Annotated in this window: 34 protein-coding genes and 1 pseudogene; 32 read left to right on the forward strand and 3 right to left on the reverse strand. The window is 54.3% G+C overall.

Going from position 1 to position 21,516, the window contains the following annotated elements; all coding sequences use genetic code 11:
- Positions 1–2 precede the first annotated feature (2 nt).
- The 18 genes and pseudogenes from KI228_RS23660 (at position 3) to KI228_RS23735 (ending at position 9,796) form a co-directional block, all read left to right on the forward strand.
- The gene (locus tag KI228_RS23660; RefSeq protein WP_039265209.1) at positions 3–266 is read left to right on the forward strand and encodes a hypothetical protein; all 264 of its coding nucleotides are present in this window, start codon (positions 3–5) and stop codon (positions 264–266) included.
- 28 nt (positions 267–294) lie between these two features.
- Positions 295–498, forward strand: a complete 204-nt coding sequence (locus tag KI228_RS23665) for a hypothetical protein (protein WP_039265208.1) — start codon at positions 295–297, stop codon at positions 496–498.
- Between the two features lie 383 nt (positions 499–881).
- Positions 882–1,349, forward strand: coding sequence for a hypothetical protein (locus KI228_RS23670; RefSeq protein ID WP_039265207.1), 468 nt, complete (start codon positions 882–884; stop codon positions 1,347–1,349).
- A 396-nt stretch (positions 1,350–1,745) separates the two neighbouring features.
- Complete coding sequence (locus KI228_RS23675; RefSeq protein ID WP_039265206.1) at positions 1,746–2,438, forward strand: DNA methylase; 693 nt, start codon at positions 1,746–1,748, stop codon at positions 2,436–2,438.
- Positions 2,435–2,656: a hypothetical protein gene (locus KI228_RS23680; protein WP_141227229.1), complete on the forward strand. Its 222-nt coding sequence runs from the start codon at positions 2,435–2,437 to the stop codon at positions 2,654–2,656. The genes KI228_RS23675 and KI228_RS23680 overlap by 4 nt, the downstream gene beginning before the upstream one ends.
- A 56-nt stretch (positions 2,657–2,712) precedes the next feature.
- The gene (locus KI228_RS23685; RefSeq protein WP_141227230.1) at positions 2,713–3,135 is read left to right on the forward strand and encodes a DUF1380 family protein; all 423 of its coding nucleotides are present in this window, start codon (positions 2,713–2,715) and stop codon (positions 3,133–3,135) included.
- Between the two features lie 356 nt (positions 3,136–3,491).
- Positions 3,492–3,920 (forward strand): antirestriction protein, encoded by a 429-nt coding sequence (locus KI228_RS23690; protein WP_039265203.1) that lies wholly within the window; start codon positions 3,492–3,494, stop codon positions 3,918–3,920.
- A gap of 42 nt (positions 3,921–3,962) precedes the next feature.
- Positions 3,963–4,159 (forward strand): annotated as a pseudogene (locus KI228_RS23695) (hypothetical protein).
- A 183-nt stretch (positions 4,160–4,342) separates the two neighbouring features.
- Positions 4,343–4,477, forward strand: a complete 135-nt coding sequence (locus KI228_RS24495; RefSeq protein ID WP_263440520.1) for a hypothetical protein — start codon at positions 4,343–4,345, stop codon at positions 4,475–4,477.
- A gap of 502 nt (positions 4,478–4,979) precedes the next feature.
- Positions 4,980–5,252, forward strand: coding sequence for a hypothetical protein (locus KI228_RS23700; RefSeq protein WP_141227231.1), 273 nt, complete (start codon positions 4,980–4,982; stop codon positions 5,250–5,252).
- A 43-nt stretch (positions 5,253–5,295) separates the two neighbouring features.
- Positions 5,296–5,661: a hypothetical protein gene (locus tag KI228_RS23705; RefSeq protein ID WP_141227232.1), complete on the forward strand. Its 366-nt coding sequence runs from the start codon at positions 5,296–5,298 to the stop codon at positions 5,659–5,661.
- A 67-nt stretch (positions 5,662–5,728) separates the two neighbouring features.
- Positions 5,729–7,741 (forward strand): ParB/RepB/Spo0J family partition protein, encoded by a 2,013-nt coding sequence (locus KI228_RS23710; protein WP_141227233.1) that lies wholly within the window; start codon positions 5,729–5,731, stop codon positions 7,739–7,741.
- A gap of 37 nt (positions 7,742–7,778) precedes the next feature.
- The gene (gene psiB, locus KI228_RS23715) at positions 7,779–8,213 is read left to right on the forward strand and encodes a conjugation system SOS inhibitor PsiB (protein WP_141227234.1); all 435 of its coding nucleotides are present in this window, start codon (positions 7,779–7,781) and stop codon (positions 8,211–8,213) included.
- Positions 8,210–8,941, forward strand: coding sequence for a plasmid SOS inhibition protein A (locus tag KI228_RS23720; protein ID WP_141227235.1), 732 nt, complete (start codon positions 8,210–8,212; stop codon positions 8,939–8,941). Before psiB ends, KI228_RS23720 begins: the two co-directional genes overlap by 4 nt.
- Entirely contained in the window at positions 8,938–9,168 is a 231-nt protein-coding gene (locus KI228_RS23725) for a hypothetical protein (RefSeq protein ID WP_102889948.1), read from the forward strand. Before KI228_RS23720 ends, KI228_RS23725 begins: the two co-directional genes overlap by 4 nt.
- A gap of 41 nt (positions 9,169–9,209) precedes the next feature.
- Entirely contained in the window at positions 9,210–9,404 is a 195-nt protein-coding gene (locus tag KI228_RS23730) for a hypothetical protein (RefSeq protein ID WP_141227246.1), read from the forward strand.
- Between the two features lie 175 nt (positions 9,405–9,579).
- Entirely contained in the window at positions 9,580–9,720 is a 141-nt protein-coding gene (locus KI228_RS24435) for a DUF5431 family protein (protein ID WP_224267613.1), read from the forward strand.
- Positions 9,671–9,796 (forward strand): type I toxin-antitoxin system Hok family toxin, encoded by a 126-nt coding sequence (locus KI228_RS23735; RefSeq protein ID WP_223540704.1) that lies wholly within the window; start codon positions 9,671–9,673, stop codon positions 9,794–9,796. Before KI228_RS24435 ends, KI228_RS23735 begins: the two co-directional genes overlap by 50 nt.
- 265 nt (positions 9,797–10,061) lie before the next feature.
- Here the strand turns inward: KI228_RS23735 and KI228_RS23740 are convergent, their stop codons facing one another.
- Positions 10,062–10,547, reverse strand: a complete 486-nt coding sequence (locus KI228_RS23740) for a cytoplasmic protein (RefSeq protein WP_141227236.1) — start codon at positions 10,545–10,547, stop codon at positions 10,062–10,064.
- 629 nt (positions 10,548–11,176) lie between these two features.
- Here KI228_RS23740 and KI228_RS23745 point away from each other — a divergent pair.
- From KI228_RS23745 to KI228_RS23775, 7 genes are all read left to right on the forward strand, one after another.
- A complete protein-coding gene (locus KI228_RS23745) occupies positions 11,177–11,491 on the forward strand; it encodes a hypothetical protein (RefSeq protein WP_141227237.1) in 315 nt (104 codons plus the stop codon).
- A gap of 61 nt (positions 11,492–11,552) precedes the next feature.
- Positions 11,553–11,759, forward strand: coding sequence for a hypothetical protein (locus tag KI228_RS23750; protein ID WP_141227238.1), 207 nt, complete (start codon positions 11,553–11,555; stop codon positions 11,757–11,759).
- A 148-nt stretch (positions 11,760–11,907) separates the two neighbouring features.
- Positions 11,908–12,054, forward strand: coding sequence for a hypothetical protein (locus KI228_RS23755; RefSeq protein ID WP_047353114.1), 147 nt, complete (start codon positions 11,908–11,910; stop codon positions 12,052–12,054).
- A gap of 40 nt (positions 12,055–12,094) precedes the next feature.
- Positions 12,095–12,886, forward strand: coding sequence for an N-6 DNA methylase (locus KI228_RS23760; RefSeq protein WP_141227239.1), 792 nt, complete (start codon positions 12,095–12,097; stop codon positions 12,884–12,886).
- Between the two features lie 43 nt (positions 12,887–12,929).
- Entirely contained in the window at positions 12,930–13,265 is a 336-nt protein-coding gene (locus tag KI228_RS23765) for a hypothetical protein (protein WP_141227240.1), read from the forward strand.
- A gap of 691 nt (positions 13,266–13,956) precedes the next feature.
- Positions 13,957–14,250, forward strand: a complete 294-nt coding sequence (locus tag KI228_RS23770) for a hypothetical protein (protein WP_071580395.1) — start codon at positions 13,957–13,959, stop codon at positions 14,248–14,250.
- 16 nt (positions 14,251–14,266) lie between these two features.
- Positions 14,267–15,088 carry a DUF932 domain-containing protein gene (locus KI228_RS23775; protein ID WP_141227180.1) on the forward strand — a complete coding sequence of 274 codons (822 nt, stop codon included), beginning with the start codon at positions 14,267–14,269 and terminating at the stop codon, positions 15,086–15,088.
- Positions 15,089–15,116: 28 nt separating this feature from the next.
- Here KI228_RS23775 and KI228_RS23780 read toward each other — a convergent pair whose 3' ends face one another.
- Positions 15,117–15,656 carry a lytic transglycosylase domain-containing protein gene (locus KI228_RS23780; RefSeq protein WP_141227181.1) on the reverse strand — a complete coding sequence of 180 codons (540 nt, stop codon included), beginning with the start codon at positions 15,654–15,656 and terminating at the stop codon, positions 15,117–15,119.
- 573 nt (positions 15,657–16,229) lie between these two features.
- On the opposite strand from KI228_RS23780, the gene KI228_RS23785 reads away from it, so the two are divergent.
- A complete protein-coding gene (locus KI228_RS23785) occupies positions 16,230–16,625 on the forward strand; it encodes a relaxosome protein TraM (protein ID WP_141227182.1) in 396 nt (131 codons plus the stop codon).
- Positions 16,626–16,657: 32 nt separating this feature from the next.
- Here KI228_RS23785 and KI228_RS23790 read toward each other — a convergent pair whose 3' ends face one another.
- Positions 16,658–17,299, reverse strand: a complete 642-nt coding sequence (locus KI228_RS23790; protein WP_141227183.1) for an Arc family DNA-binding protein — start codon at positions 17,297–17,299, stop codon at positions 16,658–16,660.
- A gap of 198 nt (positions 17,300–17,497) precedes the next feature.
- Here KI228_RS23790 and KI228_RS23795 point away from each other — a divergent pair, with 198 nt between their 5' ends.
- The 6 genes from KI228_RS23795 (at position 17,498) to KI228_RS23820 (ending at position 21,511) form a co-directional block, all read left to right on the forward strand.
- A complete protein-coding gene (locus KI228_RS23795) occupies positions 17,498–17,851 on the forward strand; it encodes a type IV conjugative transfer system pilin TraA (RefSeq protein ID WP_141227184.1) in 354 nt (117 codons plus the stop codon).
- Positions 17,852–17,854: 3 nt separating this feature from the next.
- Positions 17,855–18,157 carry a type IV conjugative transfer system protein TraL gene (gene traL / locus KI228_RS23800; RefSeq protein ID WP_141227185.1) on the forward strand — a complete coding sequence of 101 codons (303 nt, stop codon included), beginning with the start codon at positions 17,855–17,857 and terminating at the stop codon, positions 18,155–18,157.
- 5 nt (positions 18,158–18,162) lie between these two features.
- On the forward strand, positions 18,163–18,747 hold the full coding sequence (locus KI228_RS23805; RefSeq protein ID WP_141227186.1) for a TraE/TraK family type IV conjugative transfer system protein: 585 nt from the start codon (positions 18,163–18,165) through the stop codon (positions 18,745–18,747).
- A gap of 11 nt (positions 18,748–18,758) precedes the next feature.
- On the forward strand, positions 18,759–19,499 hold the full coding sequence (gene traK, locus KI228_RS23810) for a type-F conjugative transfer system secretin TraK (RefSeq protein ID WP_141227187.1): 741 nt from the start codon (positions 18,759–18,761) through the stop codon (positions 19,497–19,499).
- The gene (traB, locus tag KI228_RS23815) at positions 19,496–20,905 is read left to right on the forward strand and encodes an F-type conjugal transfer pilus assembly protein TraB (RefSeq protein WP_141227188.1); all 1,410 of its coding nucleotides are present in this window, start codon (positions 19,496–19,498) and stop codon (positions 20,903–20,905) included. The genes traK and traB overlap by 4 nt, the downstream gene beginning before the upstream one ends.
- A gap of 183 nt (positions 20,906–21,088) precedes the next feature.
- Positions 21,089–21,511, forward strand: a complete 423-nt coding sequence (locus tag KI228_RS23820; protein ID WP_141227189.1) for a hypothetical protein — start codon at positions 21,089–21,091, stop codon at positions 21,509–21,511.
- Positions 21,512–21,516: the final 5 nt, after the last annotated feature.

A 21,516-nucleotide genomic window follows, 5' to 3' on the forward strand; every position in this document is an offset into this window, starting at 1 on the left:
ACATGTCAGTGATTAAACGAACGGCAGAGCAGTTCATTCACAACTTTCTGCGCGCCCGGAATGTCCCTGAATCTCAGTGGCCGGATCTGGTCAAAAAGATCGGCAGGGGAATGATACTGGCAGGCGTAGCCATCGTGGTTCCCGGCGTTCTGGTTGATAACATCTCCTTGCCGGTGACAATCACAATACAGGTCTGCTACGCCTCGTTGATTTGTCTCGGTGTTCTCCTGGCTTTTGACGAGAAAAAACCAAAGGGGCGGAGATGAATATGAACATTAACCTGAAGGAAAAAGCATGCAAATTGAAGAACTTAAAGGTGACGAACGCACGCTGATTGTTCTGGCCTTGCAGGCGCTATACCGTGAGAGATTAACCGCATCAAATGCGGTCTTTACGGTCTGTAGCATGGCCGGAAAGGATCAACCGCCGGAAGATATTTTTGGGCTGCGTGAAGTTCAGGATGCGCTGAGACGTATTGGTTCTGCTCCTGTGCGTTAAATCTTACCCCGTGCACTTCAGGACTAAAAAAACGGCAGGGTGACATCTCATCCCTGCCGTCAAAACTAAATGCTTAATTTTTTTCAGCAATTATAAAGCGTCATTTTGTGATTTAAATTACATTTTTATCTAATGTGAAATTTCTCTCCCTCAGTTTAACGTCTCCCCGGAAAGATTACCCGCCGTGCCTTCACGCTAACCCGGCCGCTTTGGCCGCCAGGGAAGCTGTCGCCTCCTTCCTCACCCGTTCGCGCCCAGCACGGTGCATTCAGCCCGTGATGGGCTTGCGCTGCGGCTTCGGCGTCGCCCTTGCGTCCTCCGCTTTCCGCCAGGTTTTTGTGGCGGCACGGCGCAAGAGGGTGCCGAATGCTGAGGACACAACCATGTTCAGACTTACCTGTATTGAACTCGATAACGGCGAGTTTGCCGTATATATCAACCACCATTACCTGGGGAGCGAGGATGCAAGCAGTGAACGACTCTGCCTGGGCGAAATTCTGGAGCAGCTTTCACAGCTCCCGGGTGTGGAATTACAGACCCTGCTTGAACCTGTGCCGGAGGACGATGACTGGTGTTGGAACGACATCGCCGATCGCGTGCTGCCGTCGCTTCCTGCCTGCCGTGATGATGTGACGGTGGCGGCGCTCACCGCGAGACTACAGCAGTATCCGCAGGATGCGTTGTGTATGGGGACGTTCTGGCTGGCAGACGATTTTCTGACGCTCGATGACAGTCTTTCTGAAGAGGAAATTGCAGAAGCCATGCGTATCTGCGACCACAACCACGATGCCGGGATCGGATTTAACTGGGACACACTACAGTTTGCCATTGACAGGGTGAAGGGGCGCTGACGAAAAAAAGGCACCTTCCGGGGAGGAGGGTGTCCTGAAATCAAAGGTACACATGTCACAGATAACGGCGCGAATACATTATCACTGAACCTTCTGCCATACCCTGTTGGACTCATCAGCTACCAGAACCGGCACCGAAGGATGTCGGTTCCCTCCGCCTTATTGCCGCCAGCCGGCGGCGTGTTCAACGCCGTGCCTTCACGCTAACCCGGCCGCTACGGTCGCAAGGGTTCACGTCGTCTCCGTCCTCACCCGTTCGCGCCTTTCACGGCGCATTCAGCCCTTGAAAGGCTTGCGCTGCGGCTTGCGGCGTCGCCCCTGCGTCCTCCGCTTTCCGCCGGGTTTTTGTGGCGGCACGGCGCAAGAGGGTGCCGCATATCAGAGAGGAGTGTGTCTATGTCCCGTTTTATTCTGGGTGACTGCGTGCAAGTGATGTCCCGTTTCCCGGCGCGTGTCGTCGATTTTATTCTTACCGATCCGCCTTATCTGGTTGGCTATAAGGACCGTACCGGCCGCACCCTGGCCGGTGACAACTCAGCCGAATGGCTCCAGCCCGCCTGTCATGAAATGTACCGCGTGCTGAAAAATGACAGTCTCATGGTGAGCTTTTATGCCTGGAACCGCGCGGATCTGTTTCTGAATGCGTGGAAAACGGCCGGCTTCCGGGTTGTAGGCCATATCGTCTTTGCCAAGAGTTACGCCTCAAAATCGACGTTCGTGGGTTACACCCATGAGAGCGCCTACCTGCTGGCGAAGGGGAGGCCGCAAACCCCGGACCGTCCCATCCCTGATGTGATCCCCTGGAAATACACGGGCAACCGACACCATCCAACGGAGAAGCCGGTGCAGAGCCTGCGCCCGCTGATTGAATCGCTCACGCGTCCGGGTGCCATTGTCCTTGACCCGTTTGCTGGCAGCGGCTCTACCTGCGTGGCCGCCTCCGAGTCCAGTCGGCGCTACATCGGGATCGAGATGCTTGAGCAGTACCACGCCGCCGGCGTTCGCCGTCTGGCGCAGGTTGAACGGGCAAGAAGGATGCCGGCAGCCAATGACGGCGCGTTCTACCCCGACTATCCGGAGGCGGCATGAACTACCCGGGCCTTGAAACCCTGCGCGCGGACGTGGCCGCGCTCAGTAATGCTATGTGTGACGCGCGGATGCTGCTGAATCGCCTTGAATCGCAGCACCGGCACGACGCGGCAACGCTTACCGAACGTATGGCCTCCCAGACTCTGCGCCGGATCAACACCCTGCTTCTGGAGGCCTACCGCGAAGCCCTGGTGCTGGACGAAACCTTTCAGGACTGACTGACCCTGCCGGGCTGATGCCCGGCCTGTAACCCCTTACAAGAGAGAAAAAAACAATGTACGGAACCCGCGAAGAACTTTGTGTACAGCTTGAAAAAATGTTCACGTTCGACGAACCCCTGGTCCTGCTTATCTGGACGGAAGAGGGGATTAGCGTGGCCTGCCGTGAAGCCCAGCCAAAACCGGACGGGGCTGAAATCCGCGCCGTGATGAAGGCGCTGGGCGAGATGAAAATGACGCAATACCGCCAGGAGGGGGTGACTAATCTGACCATCAGCGACCTTTTGACCCGTCAGCGGGAAGCTGCAAACCGCCAGGTAAGCGTGCCGGCAGCCCTCCTGTCCCGCGTCCTGCGTGACTATGAGTGTGAGCTGGAGCATCGGGCCGGAATGGCCTGGGAAGCTGGCCGGCCAGAACCGGACTCTGTAAAGGAAGCAAGAAACGATGTTTACGCGCTGAAAGACGCGCTGGCTGCCTAAGAACGAGCCGGGGGAGAGCCCCCCGGCAACCGTGGCCATCCAAAACGAATAAGGATGTCAGTGCCTTCCGCTTTTATCCGCCGCCGCCCTGCGGGCCACGTCGGGACAATGAAACTCCCCTGAAGCTCCGTGCGGTGACGGCATGCGCCGTGACTTCACTGTAGCCCGGCCGCATCGGCCACAAGGGTTCGCTGACGCCTCCGTCCTCACCCGTTCGCACCCTTCACGGTGCATTCAGCCCGTGAAGGCTTTGCGCTGCGGCTTGCGGCGTCGCCCCTGCGTCCTCCGCTTTTCGCCGGTCTTCTGTGTCGTCACGGCGATGCCGGAACCGAGAATATGTTAACCGTGGAGGATCTATGAACCAGACCGTGACCTGTGATGTTGTTCGTCTTGAGGGTGCGCAGCGCCTGACTTTTCTGCCTGATTTGTTTGGCGGCGATTTTATGACGTCCGAGGCATCCGTGTACGCTTACGCCCAGCGTTACTGCCCCGACTATCAGGGGGGATTCTGGCAGTTTTACCGGCTGCCGGAAGGCGGCGGGTATATGGCGCCTGACGTGGAGAGCCTGACCCTGTGCATTCCGGACAACTGGTTTGAGCAGACTGTCAGCGGAGAAGTGGCGGGGATCATCCTCACGGCACTGGTACTGAATCACCGTAGCTGGCACCACAGTAATCATGACCATGAGGAACTGTGCCGCCATTTCTGCCGCCGTTATGAGCAGCTTATGGCATTTGCTGATACCCATCCGGAAAGCGCCACCATCTGGCGTGCCCTTGACTGACTGACCACGGGCGGCGATGCCGCCCGATTAAAGGAGAACACCATGCAACTGACACCCGAAACCCGCAGTATCCTGCGCCAGTATAAAACGCTCATCAACGAGAGAAGGCGCGAATCAGGCTCAGCCCCGTAACCACAGCGAAAGTGCTTGATGAGATCTGCGAATCAGCTACCCGCCAGTGTGCCGTCTATCTTTGCGGCCACTTCATTCTCCAGGGCGGTCAGGGCGACGGACAGTAAATAATCCGGGCGGGGCATATGCGCCGCCTGTTCGCGCGCGAAAACCCCGTCATCCCTTCGGGCTGACGGGGCGGCAAGGCCAGCGCCTGCGGCGCTGCCTCCTCCCGCCCTGGTCTGATCCCGTGGCGATTCTGATGAACAGTATTGTGAGGGCAAATTGTCACTGATACGGTCCTGCGTGGCGTGGCGTGGCGTGGCGTGGCGTGGCGTGGCGTGGCGTGGCGTGGCGTGGCGTGGCGTGGCGTGGCGTGGCGTGGCGTGGCGTGGCGTGGCGTGGCGTGGTCACCGACTCTGAAACCCGATCAGCAAATCCTCTGAAAACACCTGAATCCCTTTTTTGGGCCCCCTTCGGCTCCCGGCCAGCGTTGCTGTCCGGTCGTCGAGCCCCACTCCGCCAGGGCAGCCGCTGCGCAGCCGCCAGGCTCCGCCGAACCCCTTCGGGTTTCGGGCCATACGGCTAGGGTCTGATGGCTGAGGTCAAGGGCTGCGGCTTCTCCGGCCGTGCCGTCCGGAACGCCTTCACCGCGCCGGCTGAAGCCGTCGCTTTAATGGCGCCACGCCGTTCCGACGTGTCGGGTGTGTGCATCCTGTTCGCCCGGTGAGGCCATCCCCCGTGTGTCCTCACGCGGAGGGCTGGTCGTAGCACCGTCGGGTCGTCATCCAAGGGGTGAAATGAACTCCGCCAAAACTTTTTGCGAGGGTCCGCAAAAACTTTTGTCTGCGCCCCTTTCCTTCCTCCCTTCGCCGTTGCTCCTTTGCCCTTTGCCGCGAGAGAACTCACCAGGGAGATGGACAACCATCACCACAGGAGAAAACCAGGATGCACACACGAAACGTCAACGTCAAAACCGCCGCTCAAGAATCTTCCAGGAAGATGGGGGAAGAACAAAACCCTGTTTCTGTCGCGCAGGAGTGGGTGGCTCAGGCCACTGCGCTGAAAGCGGGCGTCACTGTCACCGTGTCCGATGTGTCCAGATACGGTGATGTGCAGGTGGAGATCCGCACCAACGGAAGGCTTAACTGGCATGCCTGGTCGTTTGAACCGGATTTTCTTTTTGAACTGAAACGCAACCTGCAATACGTGCAGTTGTAACCGGAGGCCGGATGTCCGGCCTTAACCCATAAAAGGAGGAAACATGCAGAACCTTAACAACCGTCCAGCGACCAGAAAGGTCGGGCAGAGCACCGAAATCGTGAAGCTGTTGCGCATTCAGGCCAGCGACACCCACGTGGTCGAGTTTGACAACGTGGACACCCGTTTTAATGACTGCAACAACTGGCAGGTGATGGCAGGGGACAAACGTGTCCTCTTCAGCAATCGCATGTATGAGCGTTTTTCAGATGTGAAATCGGGGATCGTGGCAACGATCAACGTGTGTAAAAACAGCGCCAGCATAACGGATGCAGTAATGCTGGAAGGGGCGAAAGTCATGATGCAGGTACTCGACGGCTATCCGTCCTTTGCTGCATTGGTTGCACACCCGAAACGCATTACCGATTAACCGAGTGCCGTGACCGGAGGGCAATCCGGCCACGACTAACCACAACTATCACTGAGAGGTAAAAATCATGGTCGCCACTAATACTACGGCAAAAAAAACCGCTAAGACCACCCGTCAGACAAAATCTGCGGAAAAAATCGCGCAGTCTACCGAGCAGAAGCTCGTCCAGCTGCTCGCTGATACACCCGTACAAATCTTCCCGTACTCCCGCCTGTCACGCACTGACTTAAACACGCGCATCATTACGCATACCGATCAGGAAGTGGAAGAGATGGCAGACAGCATTCAGGCAATGGGCATCCTGCAAAACCTGATCGGTGCAGAACTGCCGGACGGTACGATCGGCATTGTCGGCGGGGAGGGGCGCCGTAGAGGCACAGGCATTCTGGTGATGCGCGGTGTACTCGATGCAGACACGCCGTTTGTTCCGGTGAAAGTCCTGCCCGTGGAGATGGCAGTGGCGGCCTCGATGATTGAGAACGGCAGACGTAAAAACATGCATCCCGCCGAGCAGATAATCGGTTTTCGCACACTTGAGCAGGAAGGTAAAACGGCCTCTCAAATCGGCGCACTGATGGGCTACCACCCGCGCCACGTTCAGCGCTGCCTGAAGCTGGCAAATCTAGCCCCCTCCCTGCTGGATGCGCTGGCGCGGGATGAAATATCTCTTGAACAGTGTGAAGTCCTCACCCTTGCTGACACCCATGAGCGTCAGGAGCAGGTCTGGAAAGAGGCTGTTGAAAAATGGCGAGATCCTGCTGTACAGACCCTGCGCAAAATGGTGACCGACGACAAAATGGCCATCAGTCACCCTATGTTTGCGTATGTAGGCGAGGAAGCCTATACCGCTGCTGGCGGTATGCTAACCGCCGATCTGTTCAGTGACAGGGACAGCACCTTTGCCGACGCTTCACTGGTGAAATCCCTGTTGGCTGGCAAGCTCACCGTGCTCGCCGCCCGTCTTAAGCAGGAGCAGGGCTGGGGCTGGGCTGAGTTCCGTATGACGGAACTTTGCGGCAGCGGCGATGACAGTGAACAGTACCGTTTTGCCATGCCGGAGGCGGTGCTGACGGAAGAAGAACAGAGGCGCGTCAATGAACTTGAAGAGAAAATGGAAGCGACTGAAACCCACGAGGATGAATATGAGCTTCAGCAGGAGATCGATGACATATACTGCGAGGCGACTTACCGCGAAGCCACGCCGGAATTTCGCGCCGCGCACGGTATCTGGGTGTCATGGGATGGAGACAATTTTCAGGTTCAGCCTGGTATACGCAAGCTGACCGACGAAGACAGGGCCGCACAAGAACAGGCACGTCAGGAACGTGAAAGTAATGTGATCACATACACCACGCCTGAAATTCCCGCTGACGCCTATCCGGCAACGCTGGTTAAGGCCATGTCTGCGGAGCGCACTCTCGCCGTTCAGGCGGAACTGGCGGGTCGGCCCGATGTATCGGTGGCGCTCCTTACGTGGACGCTGTGTCTTGCGCTCTTTGACCGCACTCACGGCAAGCGCAATGAACCGCTGAAAGCCTATGTGTCCTCTAATCAGTACCACCTTGCATCACTGGCTCCCTCCGGTGAAGAAGGGAAGGCGCTGACGGCGCTTCAAGAGCAGAAAAAGGCGCTTCAGGCCACACTGCCCGAAGACTGGCATCTTGATTTCACCTGGCTGATGTCATGGTCAGCAGAGCAGGTGAACACCCTGCTGGGATTCTGTGCTGCGCACGGTATCAACGGTATTCAGGAACGCCTGTATAACCGCACGGACACCAGTGAGTTGGACGGGCTGGAAGCGGCGCTGGACTTTAACCTGCGCAAATGGTGGCAGCCTGATGCAGAGAGCTATTTCGGGAAGCTCACGATTACCCAGATTGGCAGGGCATATGAAGAAGCCGGACTGAACGCCCGTGCGGGTGAGGTTGTGAAGCTCAAGCGCCGCGATGCGGCGAAGGCCGCCGAACAGGATCTAAATGCTCAAGGCTGGCTGCCTGACTGGATGGTGCGCCCTGCGCCAGCCTCTCAGGCTGAAGAAACCACTGAAACCGACGCTGACACCACTGACCACGCTGCTTAATACGGGAGGCCGCCGCCTTCGGGCGGCGGGAACAGACATGACCATGCAATATGACCTGAACCGAATCAACACGCTGACCGCCTCCGACCTGGAGTCTATCCGTCAGCAGGGTGAGGGCGCGCGCCGCGCCCTCAGCGATGCCGTGACCAGCCTCCTGTCGTCACCTGAAGGATGGCGCGTCTGCGCTGAATACCGCAGCGAGTTTGGTGGTTTCTTCCCCGTACAGTGCCGCTTCAGCGCGGACGGCAGTGATGACTGGCATCTGTGCGTATGCAGCCCCGGCGAAGTCTCGCCGTACTGGCTTCTGGTGCTGCTCTCATCCGGCGGTGAAGTGGTGCGTACCCTTTATCAGAGCGACACGCTCCTGCCTGACCGGATAAGTCAACTGATCGCGCAGATGGCAGGCATGCGCCGCTTTAACTGCACTGCTCGCACCGTGGCAAACCTGATGAGCGGGGAGGTGACAGCATGATACCGTCCTCACACGCTCTCGTTTCCCTGAAGCCAGCCCGTCAGGCTGCAATACAGGCTATAAGCCATGTTGAATCTGCTCGCGAACGCGGCGCACGACTGCCCGCAATGCCGTATGTGCGTACCTTTCTGCGCCTTCTCGCGGGCAGCGGACGCCTCAACGCCACGGTGGCCAATAAAATACCTGGCCTGCACTGGGTGCCAAATAACCGTCATTCGAACCTGAAACAGGTCGAGGAGGCGCTTAACACGATGATCGCCACCTGTGGTGAAGCCTGCCCGTTGCCGCTCACGATTGACGTCCAGGCTGAACTGTTTCCTGAAGTCATGCACACCCGCACAGGTCGACGACTGCACAGGTCCGGCATTAAGACCACGCGCCAGCTGCGCCGCCAGTCTCGTGAATATGAACAGCGCTGGAAACTGCGCCAGAACCTGCTGGAGCAGGCAAAAATCGACCTGAATTTTCAGTCGCCGGAAACCGTCTGCTCCTGGTACACCCGGTGGAGCGACGAGTTTGACGCGGCTGAGCTTGCCACAATGTTCTGGCGCTGGCAGTCGCGGTTCGCGTCGCTGAAAGAACTTGACTGGCTTAGCATGAGCGGCGAGCCGCTGTATGCCGTCATGTACGAAATACCGTTTATCGTCCGGGAGACGCCAGAACATCTCCGTACCGCTGAGCGCTGGCAGGTACCGAATAAACTGAAGTATCAGCAGGAGGCAGAGTGAGAAACAACCCCTGTAAAACGGAGCTGAAGGTCGCACGCAGCCAGCGTAATAAGCTCCGTACCATGTCGGCAAAGCTGAAAGAGATGTGTTGCGAGTGGGACGGACTGAGTGGGTGGCTGGAAACCGAAAGCGAGCAGCTTGCTGAGAGTATAGACAAGCACCTTGAGGCGCTCGAAGACCAGATCCGGGAGTGGTCCGAAGGTACGGATAACCGGGAGGGATATTGAGCATAATCAGCCGCAGGTTCGATAAAAAAGAAACAGGAACCGTGTTCCGGCATGCTGAAAGCGGGAAGATCCTGTACCGTCTCGATGCCCGGCTGGAGCGGGATGACTGGGAAATGTTGCAGGCGTTGATCAGCTTTGTCTATAACGCTGGCGTGGCCGCCGGAAGCGAACAGCGAGCTGCTGATATACGTGAGGCTCTGGGATTTAAGGGACTGAATGACACGGAAAAAAGATGAGGATTTATACAGTCTTCGGACTGTTATTCCTGGGCAGATGATCGACAACGGGATATAATGGCAATGGCGCTTGAGGCTTTTTGTCTCATGACGTTTGGTTGGTTTGTTAGGTGTTGTGAGGCAGAAAGCAGAAAGCCCCGAAGTTAATTCTCATTAACCACGAGGCTTAATCTGTATGCCTAGACAACATCAGATTAGCCGCTTACCTGCCGAAAGGCAAGGAGAAGTAAGCTATGAAACTGCCAAGAAGTACCCTGCTCTGGTGCGTGTTAATAGTGTGTCTCACACTGCTAATATTCACTTACCTGACCCGTAAATCGCTCTGCGAAATACGGTACAGGGATACGAACAGGGAGGTGGCGGCTTTTATGGCCTACGAATCCGGTAAGTAAGCTACCTGAAGGCGGGGGAAACCCCGCCTTTTCAGGGCTTCTGGTGTCGTTCGGTCAGACCACAAGCGCCTTTATGAAGGGGTTGTCAGCCCGCTGGCAGCCCCTTTTTCCCCTTCTGTGCGACCGCAAGTATGAACTATGGAAGGGTAGTACCCCTCCGGGGTACGGGGCAGGGCGGCAGCGCCCGCTCTCTTCCCTTCACGTGTTACATATGTATTACATGTTAATGCTAATGTACGCATCCATTAGCATTAAATTGTGAAGATTATTTTTCCCTGTTCCTTGCTGCACGAATGCCTTCCTGATAATTCTTTTTCACACTTTCGATATCACTGAGTGTGGAGGCCAGGCAGGAATGTGCGGCAAGACGGTAGCGGGCGGCAATTTCATCGAGTATGGCAGGGGTGTTGTCACTGCTGCGGTGCTGGCGACCTTTCTGGCCAAAGATGGCGACTATCATATCCTGACTTCCGGATCTGCCGAACAGGCGTGTACAGAGGCGCTTTACAATCAGCGGCGTTAAATCGAGATCTATGCTGTCAGCTATTTCAAAAATAAAACACAGCATCCGATAGGTTTTATAGCGTTTAACTGCAGCACTAAGACGTGCAGCACGTTGAGGAAATTCCCACGAATCATCGGAATAAAGCTGCAGCTCTGCCTGGTAATCTCTGGCCAGATGTTCGAGGGTGTACTTAAAGTTGCGGAAAAAATAAGCGCGGGACTGTTCAGTCTGGGATTCCTCAGACATTTTATGCACCGTATATTAATGCTAATGGATGCGTACATTAGCATTAATAATTAAAGTATTCAAACCTTCCTCGCCTCGCCGAAGATCTAAATGCGGAAGTGATGGCACAGCTCACTCATGGCCATAACCTGAAAAAAGGGCAGGGCGATGGCCCCCTTCGGCTCCCGGCCAGCGTTGCCGTCCGGTCGTCGAGCCCCACTCCGCCAGGGCAGCCGCTGCGCAGCCGCCAGGCTCCGCCGAACCCCTTCGGGTTTCGGGCCATACGGCTAGGGTCTGATGGCTGAGGTCAAGGGCTGCGGCTTCTCCGGCCGTGCCGTCCGGAACGCCTTCACCGCGCCGGCTGAAGCCGTCGCTTTAATGGCGCCACGCCGTTCCGACGTGTCGGGTGTGTGCATCCTGTTCGCCCGGTGAGGCCATCCCCCGTGTGTCCTCACGCGGAGGGCTGGTCGTAGCACCGTCGGGTCGTCATCCAAGGGGTGAAATGAACTCCGCCAAAACTTTTTGCGAGGGTCCGCAAAAACTTTTGTCTGCGCCCCTTTCCTTCCTCCCTTCGCCGTTGCTCCTTTGCCCTTTGCCGCGAGAGAACTCACCAGGGAGATGGACAACCATCACCACAGGAGAAAACCAGGATGCACACACGAAACGTCAACATCAAAACCGCCGCTCAAGAATCTTCCAGGAAGATAGGGGGAAAAACCGTGTCGTACACGATCCTCGTCGCAGAGCAGAAAAAAAACTCAGCGGAGGAAGCGGACGTTCTGGAGTTCAGTAGCCTTGCTGAGCTGAAAAAGCTTCGCAGACTCTGCCCGGAAACAATGAGCTGTAGTTATTTCTACGCACTCAGCAGCGGCGTGGATAAACAGTTCCGTCATATCCACGTTCTCGAAGCGAACCACTTTAAACAGTTTGCACGACTGATCGAGCGCACAGGTATCAACATTTAAATCCGGTTTCACCCCGTGCGGCAGCCGCCGCACGGAACCTAATCAAACAGGAGCCAGAAAAATGAACGTTAACACACCGACCGCAAAAGCCCGTTCCGGGAATGAGCGCATGTCAGGCTCTGAGCCTAAAACAGCATCTCTCATTGCGATTTATGGCAATGAGGCGAGCTATGCATGGAACGTTCTGGAGGATTTGAAGGCTGCAGGTGCTTCTTATACCCGTAGAAACATTATCGCCGATATGTTCCGCCGTCTGGGCGTTCAGTGATCTGATTGGCGATGTGATCACCTGTTTCTGTCTCGATGCGCCGCTGAATTCAGCGCATTAAAAAAGCAGGGTTGCCCCTGCTTTCTCAACGCCGGGTAGCCGCTGGAACGGTGAACCGGCAATCACAACCAAAGTAAGGAGATTGATCGTGAAATTTGACCCGCAAACTGTAGAACAGGCCGAGGCATTTGTAAATGCCCTCCGTGCCGGAAAACGCGCTCACATGCCTGCGCTGCGCTTCGGACAGTGGCAGCAATTTATGACCACCGTTTACGCTGGTTTGGGTCTGGCTTAACAGGAGACGGCCGCCTGCGGGCGGCCGGTAAGGAGAAACTATGTCACAACTGAGTTTTGAATCCCTGTTCCTGGAAGACAAGGCCGAACCGCCGCCGCGGGCTTCCGCACCTGCCCGGATGCTGTCGCCAGTTGAGGCGCGTAAACAGTTCGCCAGTGTGTTCCGTCAGACTGCGAAAAATCTGCGCCGTTCCGAAGTGTTCTGCGACTTTATCACCCTGGCTGCCAGCGAGCTGGATATGGCGCGTATACGTTCGCCGGAGAACATCGAAAACAGCCGTCGCATCTGCGGGCGGTATCAGCCGGACGATTTAGAAGCCATGAAGCAGCTGTTCTGCCTGTTAGTGGAGGGGCTGGCAGGTGATATTCATGATTTTCTCGGCTCACTGTATATGGAGCAGGAACTGGGCGCGGACGAAATGGGGCAATATTTCTCGCCGTCCTGCATATCCCGCCTGATGGCCGGATTACTCATGCCCGGCGCTCAGGAGACGATAAAGCGTGAGGGGTGGATGACGCTCGATGAGCCTGCCTGTGGCAGCGCCGGTATGGTCATTGCCTTTGCACACTGGATGACTGAAACGGGATATAACCCGTCAGAACAGCTGTATGCCACCTGCACCGATATTGATCCAATGGTGGCTGATATGGCCTTTATCCAACTGGCACTGCTGGGTATTCCCGCGAAAGTCGTGACCGGTAATACGCTGACACTGAAAGCAAACCGCGTGCGTTATACCCCCGTTTATTACTTCAATGACTGGCAGGGACGTCTGGCATTTCGCAGTCGTCTGGATGCTATGAAAAAATTTCTGGTCACCGTGGCCGCCTGACTGACAGAGCGGCAGGGCAGACCTGCCGCAGGGAGAGACAAAAATGACAAGCACCACATTAAACGTTGTTCCGGCTACTGTGCTGGAGACAATGGCTGAACGCCTGAGCGGGCAGCCTGAACCGCTAAAAATCCGCAGCGCAGATGATCACGCCGCGCTGGCTGCAGACCTGCTCTGGAGATTTGCCCGTAAAACTGGGCTGAACAGGGAAAGTGAAAGTGTGCAAACCATCATCACGGATTTTCTGGCCAATCTGCTGCACCTGTGCGAACAGTGCGATCCGGACGGGGCTGGCATCGAGGGATTTTATGCTCTGCTGAATACGGCCATGATGCACTATGAGCAGGAAAACGGGGGTGAAGACGAAGATCCTATTTGATAGGTAATCTGTGCCCCGGTGCATGTCATCGGGGGCAACCGCAAAAACCCTTCCCCTTCGGGGAAGCGGGGAGGGCAAAAGCGCCTCCGGCGCTCCTGCCTTTCCCCGTTGCCGTGCATCTCTTCTTCACGATCGTTTGAACCGGCGTCCTGCTGGTTAACTTTATCAGATGCTTCGTTATGGCCATAACCCGAAAAAAGGGCAGGGCGATGGCCCCCTTCGGCTCCCGGCCAGCGTTGCCGTCCGGTCGTCGAGCCCCACTCCGCCGGGGCAGCCGCTGCGCAGCCGCCAGGCTCCGCCGAACCCCTTCGGGTTTCGGGCCATACGGCTAGGGTCTGATGGCTGAGGTCAAGGGCTGCGGCTTCTCCGGCCGTGCCGTCCGGAACGCCTTCACCGCGCCGGCTGAAGCCGTCGCTTTAATGGCGCCACGCCGTTCCGACGTGTCGGGTGTGTGCATCCTGTTCGCCCGGTGAGGCCATCCCCCGTGTGTCCTCACGCGGAGGGCTGGTCGTAGCACCGTCGGGTCGTCATCCAAGGGGTGAAATGAACTCCGCCAAAACTTTTTGCGAGGGTCCGCAAAAACTTTTGTCTGCGCCCCTTTCCTTCCTCCCTTCGCCGTTGCTCCTTTGCCCTTTGCCGCGAGAGAACTCACCAGGGAGATGGACAACCATCACCACAGGAGAAAACCAGGATGCACACACGAAACGTCAACGTCAAAACCGCCGCTCAAGAATCTACCGGAAGATGTGATTCAGAACTCACTACATCCCAGTTCACGGATCTGTTTTGCTGGGTTCTGACTGCATCGGAAGGGGAGTCACAGCCAGCAATTTTTACGCCGCCAGTGAATGCCACTGAGCTGACATTAATTAATGACGAATGCCCGGATTATATCTCTGTCTGGGTGGTCGCTGGTCGTCCGGTAGCAGTTGAAGTGCCGCTGGATAATTTTTATCGCGTTATTTCTTCATCTCTAACTAAATAATCAGGAGTAAATAATTATGGTCAGTTTCGCAAGCCGCTATCGTATGCCAACGTCAATCCGTAAAGACCGCCCGCTGACGAATGACGAATTACAGCGCATTGTTCCGAGCGCGTTCTCTGAGGAGAAACACGATTCTCGGTCAGAGCGTTATACGTATATCCCAACGATTGTCATTCTCGACCGTTTACGTGATGAAGGTTTTCAGCCGTATTATGCAACACAGTCACGTACACGTGACCAGGATAAACGCGACTTTACAAAGCATATGCTTCGCCTGCGTCGCCATGACCAGATTAACGGAAAGGAAGTACCGGAAATTATTCTGCTGAATAGTCATGATGGTTCAAGTAGCTATAAAATGATCCCAGGTATGTTCCGTCAGGTTTGTAGTAATGGTTTGGTTGCATGGAAGGATTTTGGAGAAATTCGCGTACCACACAAAGGGGATATTGTCGGGCAGGTTATCGAAGGCGCTTACACGGTGCTGGAAACATTTGACGCGGTTGATGAAAATATAGATATGATGAAAAGCATACAGCTTACTTTGCCTGAGCAGCGCCTTTTTGGTGCTACAGCTCTGGAACTTAAGTATGACGGAAAACCAGCGCCAATTACTCCGGAGCAAATTATTAATCCTCGCCGTGTTCTCGATAAAGGACAGGATTTATGGACCACATTTAACGTTGTGCAGGAAAATGTGATCCGTGGGGGGATTCGTGGCAAAACCGAAAAAGGAAAGATGACCAGAACGCGGGAAGTCACTGGAATAGACGGTGATATCAAATTAAATCAGGTTCTCTGGAAAATGGCTGAGGAGTTCGCAAAACTGAAGGCCTGAAAATTGAGCCGCTCGAAAGAGCGGTTTTTTACTGCCCCATGTTTAACGATACCGTTTCTGTCATTTGACTTCTGCGATCCTTTTCAGTAGCTGGTGCGAGACGTTCAGAAAGTAACGTTTTTCTGGCCAGCAATACGCGATATATATTTTTAATCTCCTGAGCATAGGCTTTACGCTTCACGATTAGCCTTTTGCTCGGTCCCGTATTATACATTCCAACGCTGTCCCAGTTTTTTCCGTATGATATGAAGTTGTGCGCCAGAACCCACGCGCCCGTATAGACGCATATACATGGATCATTCAGGAGGCGTTCACGGGTAATATTAAAGTTTTTAAGTTTGCCGTAATGTGAGCTATTCACCTGCATCCCGCACACATCTTCTGTTCCATCCCTGTTTGATCCATTTATTGCTCTTGGTTTAAGTCTGCTCTCTTTAATCGAAATTGACATAAGCAGCAGCGGATCAATTTGATAATCTTTCCCGGCTTGTTCAAAGCACATCTGGGGAGCAGCGCCAGCAGATAGTGAAAGGGTCAGCAATGTTGTAGGCAGTAATGATATTTTCATGATTTGGCCTTTTAACGAAACACACGGACGTAGGTGAGGTGCTTTAAAAAATACCCCGGCGGATCGTTGTAATCAAGTTAATTCACTACAAACGCGCGTGAGCGCTCTGAGGCACGCATTCATTAACCATGTGAAATAACAAAACCAAACCAGATGGTGGTATTAACATGCCGCTTTTTACTAACTTCTTAAAACATCACACCCCACGCAAGACTTCGTCTTGCAGATTTTTCTTTTAATTTCAGACGTATATCTTTGAAAAATTCGCGCGATATTGAAATGTGGTTGTCTAATGTCGTACATACCGACACTACACTATCGTATAATCCGGACACCTGTTAGTGTCAGTACGTATCACATGAATCGTACAATTGTAGATATACCGTAATTACATTGAATTATATATCGCACAGTGTCACACTGTCGCACATAACAGTGCTGGATTGTACTACTGTATAGAACAGAAATTTACAGCAGTATCAGACCATTACCGTCATGCACAGCAACACAGAAATCTACAAACAGGCCATACATAGTGTCGGTTCCGACACTAACTTAAAACAGGTAAGAAATATGGGAAGAGTCGGCATATACCTTAAAGATAAAATTGAACGCGAAGTTCGCGACATTGTTCAACAAGACCTGCAAAACGGCGCTACCGCAGGAGAAGCAAACATGTCAGCTACCTGCAATGAATTAATACGGCTTGGACTGCTCGTTTATAAACGCGACGGAGAAGATGGCAACCAGTTTGATATTGAAGGATATCGGAGAGACCTCATAAGAAAAGCGGCCGGTTCACGCGAAGGCACAGTCCTTATAGCCACACTACTTGCAGAGATGTATTTAAAAATGACAGGTAAAGACGGAGAAGGCAGCCTGGAAGATACACTTGATATGATTATAAGCGGCATAAACACTGCCGAGAACGAGGCGGAATCTAGACACTTCATCAACGAAAAACAATAAGTCTACGAGCCGGAATCTCCGGCTCGCATCGATCACTGGGACAGCACCCCACCCCACGAAAGGTCGCCTTTCTCAACCTCATTAAGTTTTTCTTTTAGAAACACATCAAACTCCATACACAGAACTTTAAGTGCCTGCGCATCCTCGTTTTGGTCAAGCAACCTTTCCGTAAAATAACCGAGCGTATTCATTAAACGAGTGAGCATTTCATCATTTAAACTACGGTTATGTACCTTAGCCATCGTCCTGATTTCATCTGCAAGATTTTCAGGAATACGCATGCTATAGCCGGTTGTCTTTCCGGGAAGCAAAATCCTTTCACCCTCCCTCCATACCCATAACTGCTCCTGTTTTGGAGGGACATCTATTTCTTTCACCGCCTGACTGGATTCATCATCAAGTAATTTCCCAAGCCATTCCTCAAATCTCACCGCCAGTGCAATGAGCCTTTCACCCTCTGCAGTCTTAATAACTGGCTTGCCTGGTTGATAATTTAAAGACAATAAAAGCCTGGCAATAATCTCATCATTCACACTCCTGTTACCAGCCCTGGCACATATTCGCAGTTCCATAAGCAGATTATCCGGAGCACGCAATCGCCACTCCACAGCTTCACCCGGCTGGAACTTACGTGGACGGCCGCGACCCTCCCACATTTTCTCTTTAACTTTCATAGCTATAGATCCCGTAGGCCATTTCCTAACTTACTGGTCAACAAAGCCTACTCACTTACATATTCAGATAAATCCGAATTATTCATTATTAATGTGACATGCGTCACAGTTTTTTTTTTTTTAGGGTCATGGGACAATTACGCCCGCGTAAACAAGCACTTACGCACCTCTTTTTTGTTTACCTCGGAGAAAACAAGCATGAGCACCAAAAGCAATGCCCTTAACGCTGTGAAGGGATGGGCGGTAGCGTCTTTATTCCGCAAGGCCCGCGAAAATTTACAGATGAGAAAGTTCATTAAAAACGGAGGACTGGTTTTAATTTCACTTATGGTCGCGCATCCGGCATTAGCAGCGGGTACTGATTTACTGGCATCACAACAGTCAACAGTAGACAGCACTTTCGGGTCGGGCTCATCCCTGGTTAAGTGGTTCTATATCGCGGAAATCATCATGGGGCTCTTTATTTATATAAAAGCTCGCTCACCGCTCGTATTTGTCGGTATTGTTGCCTGCATCATCTTCACCCGCGTCGCCTTCTCAATCGCGAGCTGATTTATGAGTGGGGAAGAAGATAAATACTACTTCCCGGAAACGCTCAATCAGCAGGAACGCTATTTAGGTTTACCTCTCGATGAAATCCTTATTGTGGCCCCACTTATTGTACTGGGCGTCCTCAATAACATGTCCACGGAGTTATCCATAATAGCGGGCTTGCTATGGGCACTGGTCAGGTATCTAAAAAAAGGGCAGGGGTCCTACTGGCTACTGAATTTCTGTTACTGGCATCTCCCCTCCCTTTTATTCAAAGTCACTTTCCGACAGATACCTGATTCAAGCTTCCGGCACTGGAGAGCGTAATTGCCATGAAGATGAATATAAAAGGAGAGCGCGATAAACAACTCAGGTACACGTTTATTGGACTTTCTTCCTTATTGGTATTTAGCGTGGCGGCAAACGTTCTGTCCGGTTCTCTGGCTTGGTATTTCGCCACCACCCAGAAAACCATCACCACACCCATGACGTTTAACCATCCATTCTCCTCTGATTCTCACAGCGCCGATGCAACCGGCATGACCATGTTCGCCAGTTCCTTTATTTACTGGCGCTTGAACGTGAGTCCGGAAAATATCGATAACAACCAGAAAATGATTCTCGGTTTTGTCCCCTCCGCCAGTCGGGATACCCTGAAAAAAGCTCTGGACGTTGAAGCTGAACGCATCAAAAAGGGTGGAATTACCACCCGCTTTGATACGACCGAAGTCAGAGCCATGAATGAGCCGGGCGTGGTGGAGTTCAGCGGCACGCTGAAGTCCTCCACCACCAACGGAGCCATCACAACCCCCCTGAAGGACCAGAACAAAACCTACCGATTGAAGCTGAGCTACGAGAGTGGAACGATTAACCTCCTTTCCTTCGAAGAGCTCCAGCCGGTCACCACCACTAACTGACAGGACTGCCCATGAAAAAGCGTTTTTCACCGGTAGCTGCTGCTGTGTTAATGGCGACAGGGTTATTCACAGGCGGCCTCCGGGCCGCCTCCGCACCTGCCGCTATCCCGTTTGAGAATGACGCCGCCTTTAATGTCACTCTCAGCAATAACAGCCCCAACAAAGTTGTTATCGAAGGGGAACTGATTACCAGCATCAGCGGGCCTTCCGGCGCGTATGACCAGAGCACCACCGAAGATGGCGCACTGATTCTCTCGCCGCTTGTTGGCCAGAACTACACGATGTTTATCCAGACCGACCGTGGCTCTTCACTGAGCCTGAACGTCAGACCGCAGCCTGGCAACGGACGGACTCTACGCTTCACACCCATGTCACCACCACTGCGTAAGAACGACGACGCTAAAGCATGGGAAGAAGGCCAGACCTACGAGAAAACCCTGGTCACCCTGTCCCGCGCCGTCGTGAATGGCCAGGTTCCGGATGACTATCAGGAATACCCGGTCAGTCGCATGACCGCCTACACACCTGCAACAAGTGTGCGACTCACCCCGGAACGCCAGTTCGTCGGCAACCACCTGCGGGTTGTTCGCTTTCGCATGAACAACCACGGAAGCATCACGCAAAGCCTGCGTGAGCGCGACTTCTGGCGCAAAGGTGTCCGGGCGGTAATGCTCTCGCAGAACCAGCTGTACGCTGGCGGTGAAGGGTATGTCTGGATTGTGTTTTCGGATGAGGGAGTGCCGCGCTCATGAGTCTGAACGAAAATCTGAAAACCCGCCGTAATCAGCTCGCAATTCTGGCAGGACTCCTCGTCGGAGGCGGCGCTGTCGCCGGCGGCGTGATGTGGTATGGACAGCATCAGGAAGCTAAAAAACACCCGGTTCAAAAGACCGCGCCTAACATGGCCGGCGTCGTCACCGCCTCCTTCAGCGAGCAGGTCAATGACTCCGCGCTGACTCAGCAGCAGGCCAAAACCTCTGCGCTCGAGCAGCAGATGTCGGTCCTGTCGCAGCAGGTAGCCCAGAACAAACTCACCACCGAACAGAAGCTGGCCGATAAGGACGCGCAGATTGCGCGCCTGACCGAGCAGCTCGCGAAAGCCCCCGGCAGCAGCCAGACCACGAGCCAGCAGACACCACCTGCCGGCGCGAACGGAACGCCACTTCCCGGTCCGGTTGCTGCCGGCCAGGCCCGACCGCCTGAATACACCGTTACCCCGACTTCCGTACCGGCCGCCACTGGTGCAGTGAACATGGGGCAGGGCGCTGGATTCTATCCGGGAGGCTCCGGCCAGCGCATCACCGGCGGTCTGGCCACCACGTCGTTTAACTACGACAGCCTGAAAAAGAAACCGACGAAGCTGCCATGGATTCCGTCCGGCTCCTTCTCCGACGCCATCATGATTGAGGGGGCAGACGCCAACGCCAGCGTGACCGGCCAGCAGAACACCCGGCCTGTGACATTCCGCCTGCAGGGCAGCATCCAGATGCCAAACAACAAAGAATACAGCGCAGATGGCTGCTTTGTGGTGGGGGAAATCTGGGGCGATATCTCCAGCGAGCGCGGCGAAGTGCGCACAAAATCGATCAGCTGCGTACTGAAGAACGGCAAGCACATCGACATGGCGTTTAACGGCCACGTCAGCTACCAGGGCAAGGGCGGTATTCGCGGCAAGCCGGTTATGCGTAACGGCAAAATCATCGGCTACGCCGGCGCGGCAGGCCTCCTGTCCGGCTTTGGTGAGGGTATCAAGTCTGCTGCCACCCCGGCAGTCGGTCTGGGTGCCACGGCTGATGTCGGTGCCGGCGACGTGTTTAAGCAGGGTTTCGGCGGTGGGGCGAATAAGGCTGCCGACACGCTGAGCCAGTACTGGATTAAGCGCGCCGAGCAGTACCACCCGGTGATTGACATCGGTGCCGGCAACCTCGTCACGGTGGTGTTTCAGGAGGGCTTCCGCCTTGAAACGCTGGAAGACGCCGAAGAGCAGAAAGCGAAGGAAGCAGTACAGGCTGCTGGCAATGCCGCGCAGAACGCCGTTGCGCCTCAACCGGCCTCACAGCAGACCACCTCAACCAGCACCGTGTCGGTTGGCAACATCAACCCGGATGACGTGCTTCGCCAGGCCAGCCAGCTGCGCCTCGGTGACACCATCAACTGAGGGATTGGTTATGCGAAATAAAACGGAAAACGCCGCGTTGTTGAAAAGCATCAGAAGAGACCTGAGAGGCTGGGAAGAAGGGGTACGCAATGAAGCGCTGGATACTCCGCTCAATTCTGTTTCAGCCTGCAGGAATGATAAATAAGTTAAGTACTTTCCCTCTTCATCGTGAGGCTTTAAAGCATGAACCCTGAACAAACGAAGGCATTACAGACCATCAGAAATGATTTTCTGACGTGGGAGCGTGAAGGCAAAACGGATACATCAGATCTGTATTACGGTCTGATGGTGACATGCGCTGGTGCTGTCCTGCTGGTATTCAGCATGATGTTTAATGCTCAGAAGGTTGCATTCGTCTTCGGAATTATCACCATACTGGTCGGACTGGCGATGCTGCTGCTATCAGGGAAGGGAACTGGTAACAGTGCGGAAGATATTCACCTGAAACTCCTCAATTACCGACCCATAAATAAGGAGGCTTACTTGGGCCTGATGAAGGCCGTCGCTTTTACCGGAAAGCTACGACAGCATGACCTTAAGCACTGGCTGAACGAAGAGCTGGCAGCAGTAGAAAAGGAAGGAAAAGAGGAAAACAAACCGGCTTGACCCCT

Origin of the sequence: Citrobacter amalonaticus, assembly GCF_018323885.1 — a bacterium.
Taxonomy (GTDB): Bacteria; Pseudomonadota; Gammaproteobacteria; order Enterobacterales; family Enterobacteriaceae; genus Citrobacter_A; species Citrobacter_A amalonaticus.

What these genes read in the sequence shown, in the direction of transcription:
- KI228_RS23660 (WP_039265209.1), top strand. Translation starts at nt 3, where the DNA reads ATGTCAGTGATTAAACGAACGGCAGAGCAGTTCATTCACAACTTTCTG.
- KI228_RS23665 (WP_039265208.1), top strand. Translation starts at nt 295, where the DNA reads ATGCAAATTGAAGAACTTAAAGGTGACGAACGCACGCTGATTGTTCTG.
- KI228_RS23670 (WP_039265207.1), top strand. Translation starts at nt 882, where the DNA reads ATGTTCAGACTTACCTGTATTGAACTCGATAACGGCGAGTTTGCCGTA.
- KI228_RS23675 (WP_039265206.1), top strand. Translation starts at nt 1,746, where the DNA reads ATGTCCCGTTTTATTCTGGGTGACTGCGTGCAAGTGATGTCCCGTTTC.
- KI228_RS23680 (WP_141227229.1), top strand. Translation starts at nt 2,435, where the DNA reads ATGAACTACCCGGGCCTTGAAACCCTGCGCGCGGACGTGGCCGCGCTC.
- KI228_RS23685 (WP_141227230.1), top strand. Translation starts at nt 2,713, where the DNA reads ATGTACGGAACCCGCGAAGAACTTTGTGTACAGCTTGAAAAAATGTTC.
- KI228_RS23690 (WP_039265203.1), top strand. Translation starts at nt 3,492, where the DNA reads ATGAACCAGACCGTGACCTGTGATGTTGTTCGTCTTGAGGGTGCGCAG.
- KI228_RS23700 (WP_141227231.1), top strand. Translation starts at nt 4,980, where the DNA reads ATGCACACACGAAACGTCAACGTCAAAACCGCCGCTCAAGAATCTTCC.
- KI228_RS23705 (WP_141227232.1), top strand. Translation starts at nt 5,296, where the DNA reads ATGCAGAACCTTAACAACCGTCCAGCGACCAGAAAGGTCGGGCAGAGC.
- KI228_RS23710 (WP_141227233.1), top strand. Translation starts at nt 5,729, where the DNA reads ATGGTCGCCACTAATACTACGGCAAAAAAAACCGCTAAGACCACCCGT.
- psiB (WP_141227234.1), top strand. Translation starts at nt 7,779, where the DNA reads ATGACCATGCAATATGACCTGAACCGAATCAACACGCTGACCGCCTCC.
- KI228_RS23720 (WP_141227235.1), top strand. Translation starts at nt 8,210, where the DNA reads ATGATACCGTCCTCACACGCTCTCGTTTCCCTGAAGCCAGCCCGTCAG.
- KI228_RS24435 (WP_224267613.1), top strand. Translation starts at nt 9,580, where the DNA reads ATGCCTAGACAACATCAGATTAGCCGCTTACCTGCCGAAAGGCAAGGA.
- KI228_RS23740 (WP_141227236.1), bottom strand. Translation starts at nt 10,547, where the DNA reads ATGTCTGAGGAATCCCAGACTGAACAGTCCCGCGCTTATTTTTTCCGC.
- KI228_RS23745 (WP_141227237.1), top strand. Translation starts at nt 11,177, where the DNA reads ATGCACACACGAAACGTCAACATCAAAACCGCCGCTCAAGAATCTTCC.
- KI228_RS23750 (WP_141227238.1), top strand. Translation starts at nt 11,553, where the DNA reads ATGAACGTTAACACACCGACCGCAAAAGCCCGTTCCGGGAATGAGCGC.
- KI228_RS23760 (WP_141227239.1), top strand. Translation starts at nt 12,095, where the DNA reads ATGTCACAACTGAGTTTTGAATCCCTGTTCCTGGAAGACAAGGCCGAA.
- KI228_RS23765 (WP_141227240.1), top strand. Translation starts at nt 12,930, where the DNA reads ATGACAAGCACCACATTAAACGTTGTTCCGGCTACTGTGCTGGAGACA.
- KI228_RS23770 (WP_071580395.1), top strand. Translation starts at nt 13,957, where the DNA reads ATGCACACACGAAACGTCAACGTCAAAACCGCCGCTCAAGAATCTACC.
- KI228_RS23775 (WP_141227180.1), top strand. Translation starts at nt 14,267, where the DNA reads ATGGTCAGTTTCGCAAGCCGCTATCGTATGCCAACGTCAATCCGTAAA.
- KI228_RS23780 (WP_141227181.1), bottom strand. Translation starts at nt 15,656, where the DNA reads ATGAAAATATCATTACTGCCTACAACATTGCTGACCCTTTCACTATCT.
- KI228_RS23785 (WP_141227182.1), top strand. Translation starts at nt 16,230, where the DNA reads ATGGGAAGAGTCGGCATATACCTTAAAGATAAAATTGAACGCGAAGTT.
- KI228_RS23790 (WP_141227183.1), bottom strand. Translation starts at nt 17,299, where the DNA reads ATGAAAGTTAAAGAGAAAATGTGGGAGGGTCGCGGCCGTCCACGTAAG.
- KI228_RS23795 (WP_141227184.1), top strand. Translation starts at nt 17,498, where the DNA reads ATGAGCACCAAAAGCAATGCCCTTAACGCTGTGAAGGGATGGGCGGTA.
- traL (WP_141227185.1), top strand. Translation starts at nt 17,855, where the DNA reads ATGAGTGGGGAAGAAGATAAATACTACTTCCCGGAAACGCTCAATCAG.
- KI228_RS23805 (WP_141227186.1), top strand. Translation starts at nt 18,163, where the DNA reads ATGAAGATGAATATAAAAGGAGAGCGCGATAAACAACTCAGGTACACG.
- traK (WP_141227187.1), top strand. Translation starts at nt 18,759, where the DNA reads ATGAAAAAGCGTTTTTCACCGGTAGCTGCTGCTGTGTTAATGGCGACA.
- traB (WP_141227188.1), top strand. Translation starts at nt 19,496, where the DNA reads ATGAGTCTGAACGAAAATCTGAAAACCCGCCGTAATCAGCTCGCAATT.
- KI228_RS23820 (WP_141227189.1), top strand. Translation starts at nt 21,089, where the DNA reads ATGAACCCTGAACAAACGAAGGCATTACAGACCATCAGAAATGATTTT.